This window comes from Chthoniobacter flavus Ellin428, assembly GCF_000173075.1.
GTDB lineage: Bacteria > Verrucomicrobiota > Verrucomicrobiia > Chthoniobacterales > Chthoniobacteraceae > Chthoniobacter > Chthoniobacter flavus.
The window spans coordinates 10,750-30,556 of record NZ_ABVL01000044.1; the positions used below are offsets into that span (position 1 = coordinate 10,750).

At 61.1% G+C, this 19,807-nt stretch carries 13 protein-coding genes; 2 read left to right on the top strand and 11 right to left on the bottom strand.

The window, feature by feature from the left end; genetic code table 11:
- Window positions 1-487: 487 nt before the first annotated feature.
- Together CFE428DRAFT_RS31560 and CFE428DRAFT_RS31565 are read left to right on the top strand one after the other, a co-directional pair.
- On the top strand, window positions 488-2,296 hold the full coding sequence (locus CFE428DRAFT_RS31560) for a glycoside hydrolase family 15 protein (protein ID WP_006983813.1): 1,809 nt from the start codon (window positions 488-490) through the stop codon (window positions 2,294-2,296).
- A gap of 93 nt (window positions 2,297-2,389) precedes the next feature.
- Window positions 2,390-2,647 carry a dodecin family protein gene (locus tag CFE428DRAFT_RS31565; RefSeq protein ID WP_006983814.1) on the top strand — a complete coding sequence of 86 codons (258 nt, stop codon included), beginning with the start codon at window positions 2,390-2,392 and terminating at the stop codon, window positions 2,645-2,647.
- A 41-nt stretch (window positions 2,648-2,688) separates the two neighbouring features.
- Here the strand turns inward: CFE428DRAFT_RS31565 and CFE428DRAFT_RS31570 are convergent, their stop codons facing one another.
- The 11 genes from CFE428DRAFT_RS31570 to CFE428DRAFT_RS31620 all read right to left on the bottom strand — a co-directional run bounded on the left by CFE428DRAFT_RS31570 (window position 2,689) and on the right by CFE428DRAFT_RS31620 (window position 19,643).
- Entirely contained in the window at window positions 2,689-3,840 is a 1,152-nt protein-coding gene (locus CFE428DRAFT_RS31570; protein WP_202797540.1) for an ATP-binding protein, read from the bottom strand.
- A 41-nt stretch (window positions 3,841-3,881) separates the two neighbouring features.
- Window positions 3,882-6,302: a response regulator gene (locus CFE428DRAFT_RS31575; RefSeq protein ID WP_006983816.1), complete on the bottom strand. Its 2,421-nt coding sequence runs from the start codon at window positions 6,300-6,302 to the stop codon at window positions 3,882-3,884.
- A complete protein-coding gene (cheB, locus tag CFE428DRAFT_RS31580; protein ID WP_006983817.1) occupies window positions 6,299-7,375 on the bottom strand; it encodes a chemotaxis-specific protein-glutamate methyltransferase CheB in 1,077 nt (358 codons plus the stop codon). The genes CFE428DRAFT_RS31575 and cheB overlap by 4 nt, the downstream gene beginning before the upstream one ends.
- 14 nt (window positions 7,376-7,389) lie before the next feature.
- Window positions 7,390-9,654: a hybrid sensor histidine kinase/response regulator gene (locus CFE428DRAFT_RS31585; protein ID WP_006983818.1), complete on the bottom strand. Its 2,265-nt coding sequence runs from the start codon at window positions 9,652-9,654 to the stop codon at window positions 7,390-7,392.
- An 8-nt stretch (window positions 9,655-9,662) separates the two neighbouring features.
- The gene (locus CFE428DRAFT_RS31590) at window positions 9,663-11,405 is read right to left on the bottom strand and encodes a methyl-accepting chemotaxis protein (protein WP_006983819.1); all 1,743 of its coding nucleotides are present in this window, start codon (window positions 11,403-11,405) and stop codon (window positions 9,663-9,665) included.
- A 2-nt stretch (window positions 11,406-11,407) separates the two neighbouring features.
- Complete coding sequence (locus CFE428DRAFT_RS31595; protein WP_006983820.1) at window positions 11,408-11,965, bottom strand: chemotaxis protein CheW; 558 nt, start codon at window positions 11,963-11,965, stop codon at window positions 11,408-11,410.
- Window positions 11,962-13,482 carry a CheR family methyltransferase gene (locus CFE428DRAFT_RS31600; RefSeq protein ID WP_006983821.1) on the bottom strand — a complete coding sequence of 507 codons (1,521 nt, stop codon included), beginning with the start codon at window positions 13,480-13,482 and terminating at the stop codon, window positions 11,962-11,964. Before CFE428DRAFT_RS31600 ends, CFE428DRAFT_RS31595 begins: the two co-directional genes overlap by 4 nt.
- The gene (locus CFE428DRAFT_RS31605; RefSeq protein ID WP_006983822.1) at window positions 13,472-13,960 is read right to left on the bottom strand and encodes a chemotaxis protein CheW; all 489 of its coding nucleotides are present in this window, start codon (window positions 13,958-13,960) and stop codon (window positions 13,472-13,474) included. Before CFE428DRAFT_RS31605 ends, CFE428DRAFT_RS31600 begins: the two co-directional genes overlap by 11 nt.
- Before the next feature lie 490 nt (window positions 13,961-14,450).
- Window positions 14,451-15,680, bottom strand: a complete 1,230-nt coding sequence (locus tag CFE428DRAFT_RS31610) for an efflux RND transporter periplasmic adaptor subunit (RefSeq protein ID WP_006983823.1) — start codon at window positions 15,678-15,680, stop codon at window positions 14,451-14,453.
- Window positions 15,677-18,871, bottom strand: coding sequence for an efflux RND transporter permease subunit (locus CFE428DRAFT_RS31615; protein WP_006983824.1), 3,195 nt, complete (start codon window positions 18,869-18,871; stop codon window positions 15,677-15,679). Before CFE428DRAFT_RS31615 ends, CFE428DRAFT_RS31610 begins: the two co-directional genes overlap by 4 nt.
- Before the next feature lie 106 nt (window positions 18,872-18,977).
- A complete protein-coding gene (locus tag CFE428DRAFT_RS31620; RefSeq protein WP_006983825.1) occupies window positions 18,978-19,643 on the bottom strand; it encodes a TetR/AcrR family transcriptional regulator in 666 nt (221 codons plus the stop codon).
- Between the last annotated feature and the right edge of the window lie 164 nt (window positions 19,644-19,807).

Sequence of the window (19,807 nt, forward strand, 5' to 3'; positions counted from 1 at the left end):
GGGAGAAATCGCGGTGAATACAACCCAATCTAACATTCGAAGTCAACGTTCCTTTTTAGTTCAAGGCGATGTGGTGCCCCGTGATAGCACCAAGAGCAGCGGTTTCATAACGGGATTCTCCAGTTGATCCACACCCAGCAAACTAGCGGCGCGACCGCCGCATTCGGACAGGGCACCTGAGAGAGCCCAACGAAGAATGCCGCACGATCACGCCTATCGGCGCGTGGCGGTCTCCGTCAAAAATTCTCAGGTCTCTGTCGACCATTCGCTGACGCGCTCGCATACGGCTACGGTCTCCTCCGTTTGCTTGTCCGGCGAGGTGTCGACTATAATGAACATGCCAGGCGGTCCCCTCTTCTGCAGGCACTCATTAGGAAGTCGGGAATGGGAGAAATTGGAAATCGGCTCTCTCACATTCCTGCCGATCGTTCTTCCCGGGAGCGAAGCTACAAAGGCGCGCGCGTTGTATCACTTGCGATAGTTCAATGTGCGTATCGAAGACTATGCAATTATCGGGGATACCGAGACGGCAGCGGTGGTCGGGCGCAACGGCTCCATCGATTGGCTCTGCCTGCCGCGTTTCGATTCACCCGCTTGCTTCGCTGCCCTGCTCGGCAACGAAGAAAATGGTTGCTGGCAAATTTGCCCCACAGCGGAGATCGCGGCCACGCGTCGACGTTATCGGGAGGGAACCCTGGTGCTGGAAACCGAGTTCGACACCAGGGAAGGCAGCGTCCGCGTCGTCGATGCCATGCCACCACGCGAAAAGCATCCCGATTTGATCCGCATCGTCGAGGGACTGCGTGGCACGGTGAAAATGAAAATGAAACTCGTGGTCCGCTTCGATCACGGATCGACGCTGCCGTGGGTTCGCCGCATTGAAAATCACCTGGAGTTTCTCGGCGGTCCCGATGCGCTGAGTTTATGGCCGGGAGTCGAGACCCGGGGTGAAAATCTCACGACCGTGGCTGAATTTACGGTGCGTGAAGGAGAACGCATTCCGTTTGTCTTGCGGTGGCATCCTTCCTACGCGGCCGCACAAAACGAGGTGGATCCCCTCGCCCAGATCGAGGCCACGACGCGCTGGTGGAAGGAGTGGAGCGCGCGGGCGAATTACAAAGGGGAATGGAGCGAGGCAGTCGTCCGCTCGCTCATTACCCTCAAAGCGCTGACTTTTGCCCCCACGGGCGGAGTGGTCGCCGCCGTCACCACTTCACTGCCTGAACGGATCGGCGGAATCCGGAACTGGGACTATCGCTACTGCTGGCTGCGCGACGCGACCTTCACTCTCTTTGCCCTGCTCGACGCCGGCTATGTGGAGGAAGCCTCGGCGTGGCGCGACTGGCTGCTCCGAGCCGTCGCTGGGGACCCGGCGCGCTTGCAGATCATGTATAGCGTCAGTGGTGAGCGACGGATTCCGGAAACCGAACTTCCCTGGCTCCGAGGATACGAGGACTCGCGCCCGGTCCGAACCGGCAATTCGGCTCATCAGGAGTTCCAACTCGATGTTTATGGAGAGCTGATGGATGCCATGCATAAGGCCCGGTGCGCCGGCATTCCACCGGAGGAGCATGCCTGGAGCATTCAAAGGAAGTTGCTCGATCACTTGGAAACGGTTTGGTCAGAGCCCGACAATGGGATCTGGGAGGTGCGCCAGGAACGGCGGCAGTTCACGCATTCCAAGGTCATGGCTTGGGTGGCGTTCGATCGCGCCATCCGCACCGTGGAACGACTCCATCTCGAGGGACCGGTCGAGCGCTGGCGCCGGCTGCGTGATCAGATTCACGAAGAAGTTTGCCGGAAAGGCTTCAGTGCAAAACGTCAGGCCTTCGTCCAGGAATTCGGCGGTAAACGTCTGGACGCCAGCCTGCTGATGGTGCCGCTGGTGGGATTCCTGCCGCCCGATGACGAGCGTGTGCAGGGCACGGTTCGCGCCATCGAACGAGAGCTGATGCCCGATGGATTTGTGCTCCGCTATGATCCGGAAACTTCCTCCGAAGTCGACCACCTGCCTTCTGGAGAAGGCGCGTTTCTTTTGTGCAGTTTCTGGCTGGTGGATAACTATGCCCTCGCGGGCCGACTGGCCGAAGCACGCGAGTTATTCTCCCGTCTGCTCTCCGTTCGGAACGAAGTCGGCCTGCTGACCGAGGAGTATGACCCGCGCGCCCGGCGGCTTCTCGGGAATTTTCCGCAGGCCTTCTCGCATGTCGGTTTGATCAATTCCGCGCGCAACCTTTCCCACGGCGGCGGGCCGGCCCATCGCCGGCCACAAACGGAACAGAGCGCTCCCCTTTGAATTTCCGAGGGAGGCATCGGGGTTAATCGGATGTCTCCCTCAGGCTCATCCCTGAAGGGCGCGCAGGCGAACACTGTCGAAGCATCTCTTGTTATGGCTAACGTTGAAAAAGTCATCGAGGTAGTAGCGCAGTCCGAAAAGAGTTGGGAAGACGCGGCCCGGGAAGCCGTTCGCGTGGCGAGCACTTCTCTCCGAAATCTCAGTTCCATTTCGGTGAAAAACTTTGAGGCGACCATCCAGGGTGGGGAAATCACCGCCTACCGGGTGCGCGCAGAAATTTCCTTCGCTCTCGATTCCGTGGAGGGCGAAAAAGGCCAGCATTTGCCGAGAACCGGTTCCGGTTTGGGGTAAGCCGTTAAACCTCTGCTTCCCACAAGATCTCCACGGTCCGTTCACTCGAGTCCGGACGCCTTCGGCAGCGTGAAGTGGAAAGTCGCCCCTTTGTCCACCTCGGCTTCCGCCCAAATGCGGCCGCCGTGCCGATGGATGATGCGCTGGACGATGGAGAGTCCCACACCCGTGCCGGGAAATTGATCTTCGTGGTGCAGGCGTTGGAAGACGCCGAAAAGTTTTTCCGCGTATTGCATGTCAAAACCCGCGCCGTTGTCCTGGACAAAGAAATGCCATTGTTCTCCTGCATCCTCCACCGCGACCCGAATGACCGCGTGTTCCCGCTTCCGGGTAAATTTCAGCGCATTGGAGATCAAGTTGACGAACACCTGCTTCAACAGGGCGTGATCCCCCTGGATATCCGGCAGGGCATCGACCGCCACATCCACCTGCCGGCCCTCGCGTTCTCCCTGATGCTCGCGAAGGACTTCTTCCACGAGTCGGGAAAGGCTGACCTGCCGCTTTTGCAACGGCTGCCGGCCGAGGCGGGAGAAATTCAGAAGATCATCGATCAACTGCTGCGATCGCTGCGCCCCGGTGCAAACCTTCGCCAGCAACCTCTGGGCCGCCTCCGGCAGTTGATCCTCGTAGCGACTGGCCAGCATCTGCGCGAAGCCATCCACATGCCGCAGCGGCGTCCGCAAATCGTGCGATACGGAATAGGAAAATGCCTCCAGTTCTTTGTTCGCGTCTTCGAGCGCGCTGTTGGCGGTCTCGAGTTGTTTCGTGCGTTCCCGCACGCGCTGTTCCAGCACCGCGTTTTCCAGGCGCAATCGACGGACGGTCATGGCGCGCGAAAGCACAGGGATGACGGCGCTCAATTTGAAGGGCTTGAGAATGTAATCCAATGCACCGCTCTTCATCGCCTCCACCGCAGTCTCGACGGAGCCGTGCCCCGTCATGACGACACCGACGAGCGTCGGGTCCAGGGCCAGCGCCGCGCGCAGAAAAGTGATGCCGTCCATTTCCGGCATCATCAGATCGGTCAGCACCAAATCGAACTTCGTGCTGCGCAACGCCTCCAGCGCCGCCTGGCCGGCACTGAATCCCGTCGTTTCATAGCCTTGATCGCGCAGCGTATTGCACAACGCGGTCATCTGCCGCGCCTCATCATCGACGACGAGCAACTTCGGCATCGGCGGCTCGGCAGTCACGGCGGGCTCATTTTCATTTCCCTGGACCATATTCGAATCAATCAAGCATGCACTTCGGGACAAAGCTGCGACAACGCCTCGCGTAGCTCGCGCAATTTCGGGGGTTTATTCAAGACACGATCCACATGCGGCGGCACGTCCCCTTCGGTCATCAAACGCTGCCCCCAGCCGGTCAGCAATATCACCGGCGTGGCAGGAGAGGCTTCCTTCACGGCGGCGGAAACTTTGCGGCCATCCACATAGGGCATGCCCAAGTCGGTGAAAACCGCATCGAAGGTGGCGCCCGTACTCTGGGCTTCGAGGAAGGCGTCGATCCCGCGTTGGCCACCATCGGCCGCGGTGATGGAGTGGCCATCCCCTTCCAGGATGTCGCGCAACGCCATGATGAGCAACGGATCGTCGTCGATCACGAGCAGGCGCAGGCGTTGCACCGGTCGCCGCGGATGTTGGGAAATGACAACCGCCGCCGGCGAAACATCGGCCACCGGGAACATCAAGCGCACCGTCGTGCCGCGACCGCGTTCGCTGTCGATTTCGATTTCACCGGCATGCCGCTGGGCCATTCCGTAAACCATGGCAAGACCGAGACCAGTCCCGCGTTCGCCCTTGGTGGTGTAAAACGGCTCGAGACAGCGGCGGCGCGTTTCCTCGTCCATACCGATCCCGGTGTCGCTAATCTCGACGCAAACGCGGGGCGAAATCGGAGCGCCGTTTTCCGAGGCTGAACCGTTCACCTTACGGGTCCGGAGCGTGAGCGTCCCGCCTTCGGGCATGGCATCCGCGGCATTGATGATGAGATTCGTCAGCGCATCGCGGATTTCACTTTCCACGCCCATGAACTCCGGAAGCTTCTCCGCCAGTTCCGTCCGCATTTCGATCATCTTCCCACGTTGCTGCGGAATGTCGCTCCAGCGCGCGTGGGTGAGATTGAGGACCTGTTCGACCAAACGATTGATCTGCACCCGCGTGAGAGTCATCTGCGGTTCGCGTTCGCGGTAGAACTCACGCATCCGCGCCACCGTCTCCGCGACGTCTTCGATGGCGTGCTGAATGGTCTCGAGATAATTGCGGGCGCGGGTGCTGAGACTCGGATCGTTTTCGAGCAGCGATTCCGTGTACAGGGTGATGGGGGAGATGGCGTTGTTGATGTCGTGGGCAATGCCGCTGGCCATCTGGCCGAGCGCACGCAGGCGTTCCTGCTGCATGACGGCTTGCTGGGTGCGGCGCAGATCGTCGTAGGCCTGTTGCAGGGCCGCGTGCAATTGTGCCTGGTTGGCTGCGAGGGCGACGTGCTCGCTCAATTGCCGCAGGAATTCGCAGTCACCGCTGCTAAAGCTCCCGGCCTCCCGTCGCGCGGCGATCAAGACCCCGAAGACTTTGCTTTCGACCAGCAACGGTGCGGCGACGAAAGCCTTCAAGCCACCGCGCGCCAGCCGTTGCGGAAAGGGCGATACGGCAGCGGCGATATCCGGTTCGTAAACCAATTGTCCGCGCACGCATTGGGACAATCCATTTTGGTCGATCGCGATGCGGGCACTTTCGGTCATGGCCAGTTCCATGGCCGTTTCCGCGCTCCGCACACCCACACACTCGACGGTCAGCGCAGAGTTTTCCAGATCGGACAGGCACACGCAGCAGAAATCCACCGGCAGATGTTCCTCGAGACTGCGAACGACGACCTGAAAGATGCTGTGCAAATCCTGCCGTTCTCCGATGGCCCTCGTCGTGCGGCTAAGCAAATCGAGGCGGCTCAATTGCCCCTGGAGACGCTGCTGGGCGCGCTGGCGTTCGGCCACTTCTTCGCGCAGGGCTTCATTGGAAAGCGCCAGCTCACGAGTTCGCAAGGCGACCCGTCCTTCCAGCGCCGCGGTCAGTTCGTGCAATTGGGAATTCGCCTGCTGCAGATCGGTCTGGGTGCGGCTCAGTTCGCGATTGCGCTGGATGGCGGCGTCGTAAGTCGAGAGCAGGAGATTCAGAATCTGCAGCCGATCCGCCGCGATGAAGTGGCGCTGCCCATTGAAGAAAATCTCCAGCCCCATCCCCGGCTGTTCGCTCTGCCGCATCTCACGATTGACGATGACGAATTGCAGCCGGCTCACCAGGTAACTTTCATCGTACGGCTTGAGGATGAAGTTATCCGCCCGGCACTCCAGGCCGCGGATGACATCCTCGGGGTCCGACATCGTGGTCACGAGGATGACCGGCACATCGGCCAGGTCGGGGTCACTTTTAATCCTGCGACACAGCTCGTAACCGTCCATTTCAGGCATGACCACATCGCTAATGATCAAGGACGGGCGCGAGCGTCGGGCCGCGTCGAGAGCGATGCGACCGTTGCCAGCCACGGTCACCTTGTAACCCTGTTGCTCGAGGATGTGGCGCAGACGCTGGGCTTGGGTGGGACTGTCTTCCGCGACGAGGATTTCCAATACCCGTCCAGACATCTTCAGAGGTGTATTCATGGGGCAGCTTCTTGAGAAAGGGTGGGACGTCTGACCAGCGTGACGAGAGTTTCGGCAATTTTGTCCGCGGCCCGGACATAAGTCGCCCCTCCGAGCAGGATCGCCTCCCCCGGCATGCCGTGCACCACGGAGGTTTCACGATCCTGCGCAATGGTCGGCGCGCCTCGATCCTTCATCAGTTTCAATTCCGCGGCGCCGTCCTTGCCCATGCCGCTCAGCAGAACGCCGATGGCATTCGGGCCGAAGGCTCCGGCCAACGCGCGAAAGAGATAGGCCACCGCGGGTCGCAAACTGTTTTCCGGATCCTCGCGGGTCAGAAAGATACGCCCGCTGTGCGTCACGCCCATATGAAAGTCATCGGGCGCGAGATAGACTTGGCCCGGCAACGGGACGACGCCGTGGCCCGCGAGATGAATTTGCCGCCCGGTGGTCTGCCCCAGCCATTCGGCAAGGCCGGGCAGAAAACCGCGCGCGATGTGTTGCACCACGAGAATGGGCGCCGAAAAATCCTTGGGCAGGCTCCCGAGAATGGTCTGCAGCACCGGAGGCCCGCCAGTCGAGGCGCCGATGCCGACCAGTTGAATGCCCGTGGCTTTCTGCGGGTCTTCCCGCGTGGCCGAGGCTACCAGGGAAGCGTAGCGGGACCGCGGCCAGCGGCGCACCACCTTGACTTCCGACATGAGTTTGACCGTTTGCAGCAGATTCGCCACCTGGGCTTCGTGATCCGGACTCAGGGCCCCGGCGGGCTTTTCCACACAGGCCACGGCGCCTGCCTCCATGGTATGAAAAGTCGTGGCGACTTCCTGCGCGCTGGTCGTCGAGCAGATCACGATCGGCACGGCCCGCGTTTCCATGATGTGCCGCGTCGCCTCAAATCCATCCATCCCCGGCATGTAAATATCCATCAGAACCACATCCGGTGGATTGGCCTGCACGAATTCCACCGCCGCCTCTCCGCTGGAGACTGCGCCGACGACCCGGATCCGCGGGTCCGATTCCAGCACGTGAACCAGCAACTCGCGCGCAACGGAGGAATCGTCCACCACCAAGACATTGATATTCGTGTTGGTCATGAAAAGGATTCGCCCTAGGCCAGTTGTCGGACCGTCTCGAGAAGATTGCTTTGGTCGAAGCTGCTTTTGACCAGATAGGCGTTTGCGCCTACGTCGATGCCCCGTTCGCGATCCTCACGCGAGGCCAGCGCCGTGACCAGAATGACCGGCATTTCCGCCAGTTTGCGATCCGCACGAATTCGCGCCGTGAGGTCGAAGCCGTTGAGCCGCGGCATTTCCACATCCGAGATGACGAGATCGAAACGTTCCGCCCGGAGCAAGGTGAAGGCCTCCATCCCATCCACCGCCGTTTTCACGGAGTAACCGGCGCCTTCGAGAATGCCCTTCAACAACATGCGCGACGTAATCGAGTCTTCGGCGACCAGAATGGATTTCGCCGTCACCGCCGCTTGCGTCACTCGCCCACCCTTCACCGCAGGGCGGGCGACACCGGCCATCCGCCGCGCGGACTTCAGCAGGTCGGCGACATTCAAGACGGGGACGACCCGGCCGGAACCGAGGATCGTCGCCCCGGAGATATTGCGCACCCGGGAGAGAGGTTTGCCGAGTTGCTTGACGAGGACTTCCTGCTCCTCTCGCACGGCATCCACCGCAAAGGCGATCCGCTGATCGGCCGACCCCAGCAGCACCACCGGTCTCCACTCCGGTTCTTCCGGGGGGCGTTCCGGCGGCGGCAGCTCGAGTACCTCAGCCAGGCGAACCAGCGCCACGGGCCGTCCATTCAGCGACAGCGTCTCACGCCCCTCCACTGTGCGCACCTCCTCGGCCTGAAACCGTGTCACCCGTTCCACGCTCACCGTGGGGAAAATGAACAAACGATTGTCCGCCTCGACACAGGTCCCGCGAAAAGTCGCCAGGGTGACCGGCAGGGCAATCCGAAACGTCGTCCCCTCGCCCAACCGGCTCTGCACCACCACGCGCCCGCCCAATCGCTCGGTCTTCTCCCGCACAATCGCCAGTCCCAGTCCTCGACCGGAAAGATGGGTGATGATGGGGCTCGTGGAGATGTCCGATTTGAAAATCAACGCCTGGGCATCGGCTTCGCTCAACTGGTCGGCGCTTTCAAGCGAGATCAATCCGCGCCGGACCGCGGCATCGCGCACCTTCGCGGCGTCAATGCCCGCTCCATCGTCGGAGACGAGGAGTTCGATTTTATTCCCGTCGAGCGCTGAGACCGCGAGCGTGATCGTCGCCCGCGCGGGCTTGCCGCGCCGTTGGCGTTCCGCGGGTTGCTCGATGCCGTGATCGATGCAGTTGCGCAGGATGTGCACGAGCGGATCCTTCATCTCCTCGAGGATGCGTTTATCCATTTCCACTTCCTCACCGCGAATGACAAAATCTGCCTCCTTTTCCTGGTCCCGGCATAGATCGCGCACCATTTTGGAAAAGAACACGCTCTGCGTGGAGAGCGGGAGCATGAGCATCTTCTTCGAATCCTCCAAAAGGTCGTCCACGAGTTTTCCGACCATCGAGCGATCCTGCTCCGTCGCTTTCCAAAGTGCCGTCACTTTGCTTTCCAAGGTCCGCAAGTAGTCGTGGTTCCATTCCACGAATTCCAGGAGGCGTCGCGCGCCGGTCAACCCGGTGGAGTCGCCAGTGGGGCGCTCGAGTGCCTGCCGCACGGTGCGCACCTCCGGCTGGACGGCCGCCCATTCCTTGGTCCACGTCTCGAGGCGCACGACCAACTCCCGCAAATCGGCGGCCCGCTGGCTCACGGCGAGCTTGGCCATCAGCATCTCCTCGGCTTCGAGCAATCGCGCGTCCAATTTAGCCACGGAGATTCGCACGGTATCCGTGACCGCCGATTTTTCCCTCGTGGGCGACTCGGCGGGCGGCAGCGCCACGGAGACCTCCTGTGGCAACACCTCCGAGGCCGCCGAAGGAACCGGCACGACCGAGACCATGGGCGGCACGGGCCGCGCGGGCCGCGGCGACGCCTGTCCTGGCCCCATCATGAGCCCGGTGACCGTATCCAGCGTGTGGTGGACCGCGTCCAGCGTCTCGCGCGAAGGAACCTCGACACCCCGCTTCCACACCGCAAAGGTCTCCTCCAGAGATTGGCAGATCAGCTCGATGTCATGAAAATTCACCGCGCGGGCCGCACCCTTCAAACTATGAGCCGCGCGAAAGACCGTTTCGACCAGGCGCTTCCGATCCGCTTCCAGCGGCGACTTTTCCAGTTCCAGCAATCCCGTGGAAATCGCCTCGAGGTGCTCATGCGCCTCAACAGCAAATGTCTCTCGCAGTGACTGCAGGAACTCTTCGTCCTTGGCGCTCATGTCGGAATTCAAACGACGTAACGTTCGACCATCTGCTTGAGTCGATGGCCGAGTTCGCCGAGGCTCCGAGCGGCAGTTTCGAGTTGTTTGGCACTGGCCACATTTTGCGTGCTCGCCTGCTTGATGCTCTCCATGGCGGTCGCGACCTGATCCATGCCCACCAGTTGCTGCTGGCTGGACGCCGCGATTTGCGTGGCCGTCTGTGCCGCTTCCGTCACCGTGCTGGCCAGCGATTGAATGGTGGCGCCCGCCACTTCGCTTTGCTTGCCGCCGGCTTCCACCGCCTTGGTTCCCTGCTCCGTCGCCAGGACTGCCGAGGTGGTCGCTTTCTGGATGTCGCTCAGAATCGTCCGCACCTGGCCCGTGGCCTGACGGGATTGTTCCGCGAGGCTTTTGACTTCCTGGGCCACGACGCTGAATCCCCGGCCGTGTTCGCCGGCCTTGGCCGCTTCAATCGCGGCATTGACCGCCAGCAGGTTCGATTGCGCCGCGAGGTCTTCCACGGTGGCGATGATCTGGCCGATGGTCTGGCTTTGCTCGCTCAGGCGCACCATACTTTCGGCGATCGACTCCATCTGCTGGCGAATTCGGTTCACACCGGCAATGGCGTCGTCGGCAAATCTGCGTCCGCCTTGGGAAACTTCCGCCGCTTTCTGCGATACGTCGGCGACCGCCCTGGCTTTCTGGCTGGCCATCTGCGAAGTCTGGCGGACCTCCTCGACCGTCGTCGTCGTCTCGCTCACCGCCGTGGCAGACTCCGCGGCGCTCGCTGAAAGTTGCGAGGTCGACGCCACAATCTCGCTCGCCGAAGAGCCCAGCACATTCGCTCCTTCGACCAGGCTCTTGATCTGCTCGCGCAGGTTCTCCGTCATGCGGGCGAACGCATTGCCGAGAAGATCATCCGGAGAATGCGGTTTGACGTTCGTCCGCAGATCGCCGGCGGCAATCCTTTCCGCCGCTCCCGCCATCGCACGCAAGGACTGGGTCATCCGGTCAAACGTTTGCGCCAGCACCCCCACCTCGTCAGTTCGTCCGTTTTGCACAACTTCGACGTTGAGGTTACCCATGGTAATCCGCTCCGCCACGCCCGTGAGGTCTTGCAGCGGACCGGAAATATTCCGGGTGATGAGATATCCGGCGATGGCCGTGACGATAAAGGCCAGCGCCGTCCCAATGAGGATGGTCAACGTCGCGTTGCGCGCGCTGGCCTGGGCCTCTTCCGCCCGCGTCTTGAGCAAAGTGTTTTCTTCGCGTTCCATGTCCGCGACGACCTTCCGGATTTCATCCATCGCTGTCTTGCCTTTGTCGGTCAGGACTTCCTTGAGCGCGGCGTCGAAGCCCTGGACTTTATCCCGCCGCACGTCGATGATTTTCTGGAGCTCCGGAAATTTCCCCTGGTCGCCATCGAGCAATGGCCCCAGCAGATCCAGCCTTTGCTGCTGGTTGGGATTGTTGGCGGTCAACTCCCGCAGCGTTTTAATCCTCTGCGTCACTTCCGCGTGCGCTCCCGTATAGGGTTCGAGATAGCGTTCTTCTCCGGTAATCACAAAACCGCGCTGCCCCGTTTCGGCATCCTTCATCGCCGAAAGAAGACCCTCCAGATTCTGCAGAACCAGATGCGAGCGATCCACCAGGGTGGCCGTCTGTGTTTGCTTCACAGCGCTTTGATACGCGACGGCGCCGACGGCGAGGAGAATGAGCAGCGCAATGCTGAAGCCGGTTCCGATTTTGGTTCCTACATTCCATTTCATATTCAGTGTGGGGTTGAGTTTTCGCGTGGGGATTCGACTTCTTCGTGAACGATGAGTTTGGGGTCACTGAGAATGCGCCCGACGTCGAGGACGATGAGCCGTTCCGCGGTAACCCCTTTCAAATAGCGCTCGTGAATCCCGGTGAGCGTCGGCAACGACGGCTCCAGGGCATCCAGCGGCACGCTGCCGACCCGGCCAATCGCATCCGCCAGCAAGCCGAGCTCGAGGTCATGACCCCGCACGAAAATGATGCAATGCAGATCGGTGATTCCCTTGTCGGGCAGGTCGAGGAACCGCTTGAGGTCGAGCACCGGCAGGATGCGACCGCGGACATTGACGATCCCGCGGATGAAAGGCGGCGTGCAAGGCAGCGGGGTCAGATCTTTCAAGGGAGAGACTTCGCGCACGTAGCTGCCTTCGATTGCGTAACTCTCCTGGCCGAGGCTGAACTCGACCACTTCCAGCACCGCTTCGGCAGCCGCCGCCGGCGCCGGCACTCGGGCCAGGGCGCGGGCTCGCTCCCGCAAGATCGCGGCGGCTTTCTCGTTTTCGTCTCTCATGATGTGGCCTCCAGGGAAGAGATCGCTTCGATGAACTCGATGAGCCGGGCGGCGGTGAGTCCTTCAGATTCGGGCAGAATCTCTTCCGGCTGGCAGCGCTGCAGCAGGCGTAGCGCATTGGTGAAATGCTTGTCCGCCTCGGCCTGGCTGCTGTTTTCGCGGGCGAGGTTGCCCAGCGCGAAATGTCCGAGGACGAGCCCCGGATCCAGATAGACCGTGCGCTGGAGAGCACGACGCGCCTCTTCCCGCTCGCCGAGTTCCTGCAGGATCATGGCCCGAAGATAGTGGCCGGAGGTATCGAGCTTCTCGTCCTTCAGCCAGCGTTCGCACCAGGCCAGCGCCTCGCGCAAACGGCCTTGATTGGCAAATGCTCTGGCCAAAAGGGAGAAGTCCCGCGGTTCCGCGGAATCCCGCGAACCCATCCTGGCCAGCAACGCTTCCGTCGCCTCGGCGTAAAGTCCCTTCTCATAAAGTGCCTGTGCGTCCGCATACGACGGCATCGGAATTTTCGCGGGTTCCTTTTCCGGTTCCGCAACCGGCGCTTTCTCCGCAACCGCTTGCGCGAAGTCGACTGGCGAAAAATTGAGCGGCAGCGGTGGAATCCACTCGTCCCGCCACGACGCCGCGGTCGCGGGTAGCACTGGCGCCGGAGAGATGGCGGCTCCTTTGGCCTCTTCCTTCCGATACAACACCACGCCCGGAAAATTCACCGACGAGAATTGCCCGAATAACTCGTGCGAACACTCGCTGGGACTGACGACCAGCCACGCCCCCTTCCGCAAGGCACGGTGCAAGTTGGCCACGACTTTGCGCGCCTGAGACGGCGTGAAATACATCAAGACATTGCGGCAAAAGATCAGGTCCAGGCCGTTGGTGTCTGTCTCGATCGACGGAAAGACATCGTCCACGAGATTGAGGTGGGCGAATGTCACCCGCTTCCGGATTTCCGGGAGGAGGGCAAACCGGCCGGCGTCCACCGGACGAAAGTAACGCGCCTTGAACTCGGGCGGCGTCTCTCGAAACGACCAATTGCTATAAATCCCCGCGCGGGCTTTGCCGAGGAACTGATCGTTGATATCCGTGGCCAGAATCGTCACGTGCCATTCGGCAAGCTCAGGAAACTGGCTGAGCAGAATGGCCAGGGAATACGCTTCCTCTCCGGTGCAACACGCGGCACTCCAAATACGCAACCGCCGTTCGCTCCCTTGCCGCGTTTTGATGAGTTCCGGCAACACCCGTTCCGCCAGGATATCGAACGTCTTTTTCCCTCGGAAGAAATAGGTTTCTCCCACGGTGAGATGGCTGGCCAGCACTTCGATCTGCCGCTGGCTTAGATTCGCCGCGATCAGCCATTCCGCACAAGCCGCCGCGTCCGGCAGGCCAAATTCCCGGGCGGCGCGACTCAAGCCCTGTTCGAGGTCCGTCCAACGTTCGGGAGGAAAATGGAGTCCCATCTTCCCTGCGATCAAATCACTGATCTGCGCGCGCCAGGCAGGGGGCACGCCGCTAGCGGGCATCGGTCGCCTCCTCTTCTTCCAATGCACGATCCAGCGCGCATTCCTCTTCGAGCGAGAGAAACCGTTCCAGGTCATAGATCAAGACCAGGCCGTCGGCCAATTGGGCGACACCTCGCAGATGCTCCAATCCCGGGGCAACCTGGGCCGGCTCCACGATTCCCGTCTCCGGCATCTCCGCTACCTCCACGACCTCGTCGATCACCAGAACCACGGTCCGCCGCGCCGTTTGGGCGAGCACCAATTGCTGGATGGGCTCTATCGTCCGTTCCGGCAATCCGAGCCGCCGGCGCAAATTCAACACGGGCAGGACGCGCCCCTCCACGTCGATCGCCCCAAGGACGATTTCCGGCGCCTGGGGCAGCGGTGTGACCTCCACCGCTCGGAGAATTCGTTCGACGATTTCCAAGGGCAGGCCGTAACGCTGTCTTTCCACCAGAAAGACCACCATCCTGATGCGATCCTTTACCGGACTATTCATGCACGGCAGGTAGCTCGACTGCGAATTTCCACGCAGACAGAGAAAATCATCGGGAATGTCTCTGTGAAGACAAAAAGCTCAGCGGCAGGAGTTTTCGGAAGATTTCTTCTGTTCCATATACCGATAAGGTAGCGGAGTTAAAACACCCCGTTTACTCATTACTGCACTGATACCGGCGAGTAACATCGGAATGGGAATGGGCGATCTCCTGGCGATCAGGAAAAGAAGCCGCCAGCTTCAATGGCAGCCTCGAAATTCCGCACCCCGTGTTATCGATACATCGCGCGCGAGCTTCACCGTGGCCGTCTTGCCGCCGGAACGTACCGATTCGGCGTCTCCCGCGATATTGTGAATGGTGAGGGTGGTCCACTTTCCCTCCTGCCAACTTTCATCGACCTCAGATCGACCTGCTGTCTTGGAAATTAGATAGTGTCTCCTCACCGTGGGGGATGTGGCACAAAACGCCAGCGTCCGTCGCTCGCGTACCATCCTACTTCGCCGGCTCGTTGACTTCCACGTGCGCGCCCTCGGCCAGGGAGTCGGACGGATCGAGCACGATGACATCCTTCACCGTCAGTCCCGAGGTCACTTCGACCGTGCTCCCAAAATCGTGACCGATGGTGATCGGCGTCAGCGAGACCGTTCCATTCACTACCTTCGCCACCCGCAAGCCTTCACTGCGAAAGAGCAGCGCATTCGCCGGAATGGTCACGGAGTTCACGTTCCCGGCCAGCTTGAAATGCACGATGACATAAGAACCGGGCAGCAGGCGTCCGTCATCGTTATCGACGTCTACTTCGACATTCAAGGTGCGTGTGGTCTGATCGATGGCACTGGAATTCCGCCCAACCGTGCCGGTGAAAGTGCGCGCGGCGTTGGCGCTTTGGGTCAGCGTCACCTTGCTGCCGTCCAGCACGCTATCGGCATAGATTTCCGGTACGGCCACATAGACCCGCAACTTGTGCACCGCGGCGAGATGAAACAATTCGCGGCCTGCCCCCGTGCCGCTATCGACCAGCGCGCCGATATCCGTCCCCCGCGCGGTGATGATCCCATCGAACGGCGCGATCACCCGCTCGTACTTCTGCGTCTCCTGCAAGCGGCGCACATTCGCCTCGCTGGCGACATAGGTGGCCTGCTTCACGCCAAGGTCGCTCTTCACCTGGTCGGCTTCCTGCGAGGAGATGACGCGATGCACGAGCAGATCCTGCCAGCGGGTGTTCGTGAGCCTGGCCAGGTCGAGATTCGCCTGCGCGGTCTGGAGGTCCGCCTCCGCCTGGTGCAATTGCTGGTCGAGTTCAGGCACCTCGATCTCGGCGAGCAAATCCCCCGCTTTCACCCGCGCGCCGATATCGACAACCCATTTCTTCAGATAGCCGTTCGCCCGCGCATAGATCGGCGTGTCGTTGAATGCCTGGGTATTGCCGGGCAGCGCGATCTCCTCGGCGGCGGCCTCCGGTTTCGGAGAGGTCACATTCACGGTGGGAGTCGCGGCTTGTTCGGCTACTTCGGTAAGGCGCTGTTCGGCCTGTTGCCGGGAACGGATGCCGAGAAAAACCGCCAGCGCGAAGAGCACGACCGTGGCGCCGAGCCAGAGCGGCCAGCGACTATGCTTCGATTGGGGGAGCAGCGGCGACGGGTGATTGCTCGCCGTTCCGCGATGATTGGAGGTGTCGCGCGAATCACGCGCCCGCGTCACAGGTTCTTGGATCGTCGTCATAAGGCAGGGACTGTTTCCGGCAGAGGCCGGTCGGCTTCTACGGAGGGATTGGGGAAGGAAGGCGTCGCTCCCGTCTTGCGATGGAGCAGGCTGAAAACCGTGGGCACGAAGAGGAGCGTCGCGAAGGTGGCGAAGAAGAGACCACCGATGACCGCGCGCCCCAGCGGCGCATTTTGCTCACCGCCTTCGCCCCAGCCCATGGCCATCGGCGCCATGCCGATGATCATGGCCAGCGCGGTCATGATCACCGGACGGAAACGGGTGACCCCCGCCTCGATCGCCGCGGTGACGGAATCGCCGTGTTCATGCAGGCGTTCCTTGGCAAACGACACCACCAGGATGCTATTCGCCGTGGCCACGCCCACGCACATCAGCGCGCCCATGAGCGCGGGCACGCTGAGGGTGGTGTGCGTGAAGAAGAGCAGGACGATGATGCCCGCCAGCGCCGCCGGCAGCGCGGTGATGATGATGAAGGGATCGAGCCAGGACTGAAAATTGACGACCATGAGCATGTAGACCAGCACCACGGCGAACCCGAGGCCGGTGAGCAGTCCGGCGTAGGAGTCGTGCATCGTTTTCACCTGCCCGCGGATGGAAAGAAATGTGCCGCGCGGCAGTTGCGCCTGCGTCGCCTGGACCAATTGCTCGAGGTCACGATTGACCGCGCCGAGATCGCGATCCTGCACCGCGCCGTAAATATCGACCGTCCGCCGGATGTTATAGTGCGTGACCACGGCCATCTCGTGCGAGCGCTGGATCGAGGCGACGTCGCCGAGGATTTCCGGATTCGGCGTGGCCAGCGAAGCAATCGGGACGTTCTGCAGATCGGCGACCGATTGCATGCGGTACTGCGGCGTCTGCGCCACGAGGTTGTAATTCACGCCGTTGTTCCAATTGACGAAGAACATCGGCGACACCTGGAACGTGCCACTCAACGTATTCACCAAGGTCGAAGCCACGTCCTGTTCCGTGTAACCGCCCTGCGAGGCTTTCGTGCGGTCCACGTCCACTTGCAGGGTCGGATAATCCAGCGGTTGTTGAATGCGCAGATCGGCGAGTCCGCGGATGTGACGCATCTGGGCGAGCATCTTCTCGGCGATCTGATGGGACGCCTGGACGTTGCTGCCCTCGATCTGAATATCGATCGGTGACGGCAGGCCGAAGTTGAGGATTTGGGTGACCATGTCCGCCGGCAGGAAATAGAAGGTGGCGCCGGGAAATTCGCGCGGGAGCGACTTGCGCAGCTCGCGGATGTAATCCGCCGAGGGACGATGCTTTTCGCGCAACGAGATGAAGATATCGGCGTCGTTCGCGCCGATCACACCCGAGGTGGAGTGCATCGTATTCATCGGGCTGTACGGCAGGCCAATGTTATCCAGGATGTTGTCGAGTTCCCGCGCAGGGATCACGTGACGGATGGAATTTTCGACGAAGTCGCAGAGCCGCGCCGTTTCCTCGATGCGTGTGCCCGTCTTCGCGCGGACGTGCAGGACGATTTGTGGGCTATCGACCGCCGGGAAGAAGTCCTGCCCAAGCCACGGCACCAGCAGTGCCGCGCTGAGACAGAGCACGAGGAACACCGGGATGAAGACCGCGCGATGCTCGACGACGCCCTGCAGGATCCGTTCGTAACGTTGCCGCACGCCTTCGAAGCCGCGCTCGAAGAGCGACTGCACGTGCCCGAAAAAGCCCTTTATCTCGTGATGCTGCTCGTGGTGGCGGAGCAGATACATCGCCAGCGTCGGCACGAGTGTGCGCGAAAGAAGATAGGAAGCCAGCATGGCAAACACCACCGCCTCCGCGAGTGGCACGAAGAGATGCCGGGCCACGCCGCCGAGCAGGAAGACCGGGAGAAAGACGATGCAGATACAAAGCGTGGAGACGAAGGCCGGCGCCGCGATCTGCTGCGCGCCGTCGAGGATCGCCTGGCGGATTTCTTTACCCATCCGCAGGTTGCGCTCGATGTTTTCGATCTCCACCGTGGCGTCGTCGACGAGGATGCCGACCGCCAGCGCCAACCCGCCGAGCGTCATGATATTGATCGTCTCGTGCAGGAAGCTGAGGACGAGGATCGAAGAGAGCACCGAGAGCGGAATCGAGAGCGCGATGATCAGCGTGCCGCGCCAGTTGCTCAGGAAGAGCAGGATCATCAAGCCGGTCAGCGCGGCGGCGATGGTGCCTTCGCGGACCACGCTATTGATCGACGCGCGAACGAAAGTGGATTGATCACCGACGAAGGTCATTTTCACCTCCGGCGGAATGATCGCGGCGATGCGCGGCAGCAGATTGCGGACACCCTGCACCACATCCAGCGTGGAAGCGGTCCCGGCTTTCAGGATGCTGAGCAGCACGCCGCGATGGCCATCCTGCCGCACGACATTGGTCTGCAACGCGGAACCGTCGCTCACCGTGGCGACGTCCCGCAGGTAGAGTGTGGTGGCGCCGGTTTGTTTGATCGGGATCTGGCCTAGCTCCGGCAGGCTGCGCGGTGCGCTGTTCAAGCGCACGTCGAGTTCGCTGTTGCCGATCTTCGCTGTGCCGCTGGGCAGGATCAGGTTTTGCGCATTCACCGCCTTGAGCACGTCATTGGAAGTGATGTGCTTCGACTGCATGAGGTTTTGATCGAGATTGATCATCATCTGGCGCTGCTTGCCGCCATAGGGCAGCGGCACCACGGCGCCGGGCACGGTGATGATCTGCGTGCGGACGAACTGCATACCCACATCGTTCAACTGCTGCTCCGACAGGCCCTTGCCCGACAGGCCCATCTGCACGATCGGCACACTCGACGCGCTGAAGTTGATGACCTCCGGCGGCAGACTCGCCGGCGGCAGGAAGCGCAGCATGAACTGCGAGGCCGCCACCACCTGGGCATTCGCCGTATCCACGCTCGCGCCCGGTTGGAGGAAGACCTTCACCACCGAGACGCCGTTGTAGGTCGTCGATTCGATATGCTCGATGTTATCCACCAGCGTGGTCAGCGCCTTTTCGAAAGGCGTGGTGATGCGCGCCTCCATGTCTTCCGGGTTGAGGCCGGTGTAGGACCACGCGATCGAAACGACGGGGATATTGATGCTCGGGAAAATGTCCGTCGGTGTCCGGCGAATGACCACCGGGCTGAGGAACAGAATGAGCAACGCCAGGACGATGAAGGTGTAGGGGCGGCTGAGGGCGATTTTGACGATCCACATGGCGGACGAGGGTTATGGGATGATTCGTGCGATACATACCAACCGGATGGTATGTTTTGCTGGCAAAAAATGGGCGTTCATATTCCTGATCTCGAGATGGCAGCCGTTAGCTACCAGTGCCGATGCTGGCCTTGCGCTTCTGTCCAGCGCGGCTCCCGGTGCCCACGCCCAGCAGACAGGACAGATAGGTGCGAAAATGCTCGATGTTGGCCAGGCGCACTTCGTTGTTCCCAAAAGATTTGGCGAGGATTTGCGATCCCTGGCCGATTCCTAGATAGAACAGCGCTACGGCTCGGGGATCGAAGCTGGCTTGCGGAGCGTAAAACGCCTTCGCGGCGGCGAGATCTTTCGCCCAATCATCCGCGACGCGGTCAAAGTACTCGCGGCAAGCCGTGCGAAACTCGCTGCGGCTGAGCGCCAATTCCTGGGCCAGCATCCCCGCCATGCAACCTTTCGTCTTCGCCGAGGAATCGATCAGCGACTTCTCAAAATCCAACCGGGCGAAAATACGTTCCAACGGGTCGGCGATCTCACGGAACGGCGCCGTGCGAAAGAGTTCCGTCCGCGCTTCGCCAAAAGCCGTGAAGGCTTCCTCCGCCACGGCTTCCTTGCTCTCGAAATAGTGAAAGAAACCGCCCTTGGTCACGCCTGCCGCCGTGCAAATATCGTCGACCGTGGTGCCATTGTAGCCCCGAGCGCGAATGAGCTCCACCCCGGCATCGAGCAATTTGCTCCGGGTAGAGACAGCGGAAGAGGATGAGCGTTTCGACATACTAACTGGTTGGTATGTGCCATGAATCGGGTCGGGCGGCAAGGAATTTTTTCGGAATCGACCCGAGGGACCATGCGTGTGTCATTTTGAGCGGAGTGCCCGGTGGCGACTAAGCATTACCCACATCTTTGCGCGGTGTTTGCACGTTGATACAGATGGCGCTC

What these genes read in the sequence shown, in the direction of transcription:
- CFE428DRAFT_RS31565 (WP_006983814.1), top strand. Translation starts at nt 2,390, where the DNA reads ATGGCTAACGTTGAAAAAGTCATCGAGGTAGTAGCGCAGTCCGAAAAG.
- CFE428DRAFT_RS31575 (WP_006983816.1), bottom strand. Translation starts at nt 6,302, where the DNA reads ATGAATACACCTCTGAAGATGTCTGGACGGGTATTGGAAATCCTCGTC.
- cheB (WP_006983817.1), bottom strand. Translation starts at nt 7,375, where the DNA reads ATGACCAACACGAATATCAATGTCTTGGTGGTGGACGATTCCTCCGTT.
- CFE428DRAFT_RS31585 (WP_006983818.1), bottom strand. Translation starts at nt 9,654, where the DNA reads ATGAGCGCCAAGGACGAAGAGTTCCTGCAGTCACTGCGAGAGACATTT.
- CFE428DRAFT_RS31590 (WP_006983819.1), bottom strand. Translation starts at nt 11,405, where the DNA reads ATGAAATGGAATGTAGGAACCAAAATCGGAACCGGCTTCAGCATTGCG.
- CFE428DRAFT_RS31595 (WP_006983820.1), bottom strand. Translation starts at nt 11,965, where the DNA reads ATGAGAGACGAAAACGAGAAAGCCGCCGCGATCTTGCGGGAGCGAGCC.
- CFE428DRAFT_RS31600 (WP_006983821.1), bottom strand. Translation starts at nt 13,482, where the DNA reads ATGCCCGCTAGCGGCGTGCCCCCTGCCTGGCGCGCGCAGATCAGTGAT.
- CFE428DRAFT_RS31605 (WP_006983822.1), bottom strand. Translation starts at nt 13,960, where the DNA reads ATGAATAGTCCGGTAAAGGATCGCATCAGGATGGTGGTCTTTCTGGTG.
- CFE428DRAFT_RS31610 (WP_006983823.1), bottom strand. Translation starts at nt 15,680, where the DNA reads ATGACGACGATCCAAGAACCTGTGACGCGGGCGCGTGATTCGCGCGAC.
- CFE428DRAFT_RS31615 (WP_006983824.1), bottom strand. Translation starts at nt 18,871, where the DNA reads ATGTGGATCGTCAAAATCGCCCTCAGCCGCCCCTACACCTTCATCGTC.
- CFE428DRAFT_RS31620 (WP_006983825.1), bottom strand. Translation starts at nt 19,643, where the DNA reads ATGTCGAAACGCTCATCCTCTTCCGCTGTCTCTACCCGGAGCAAATTG.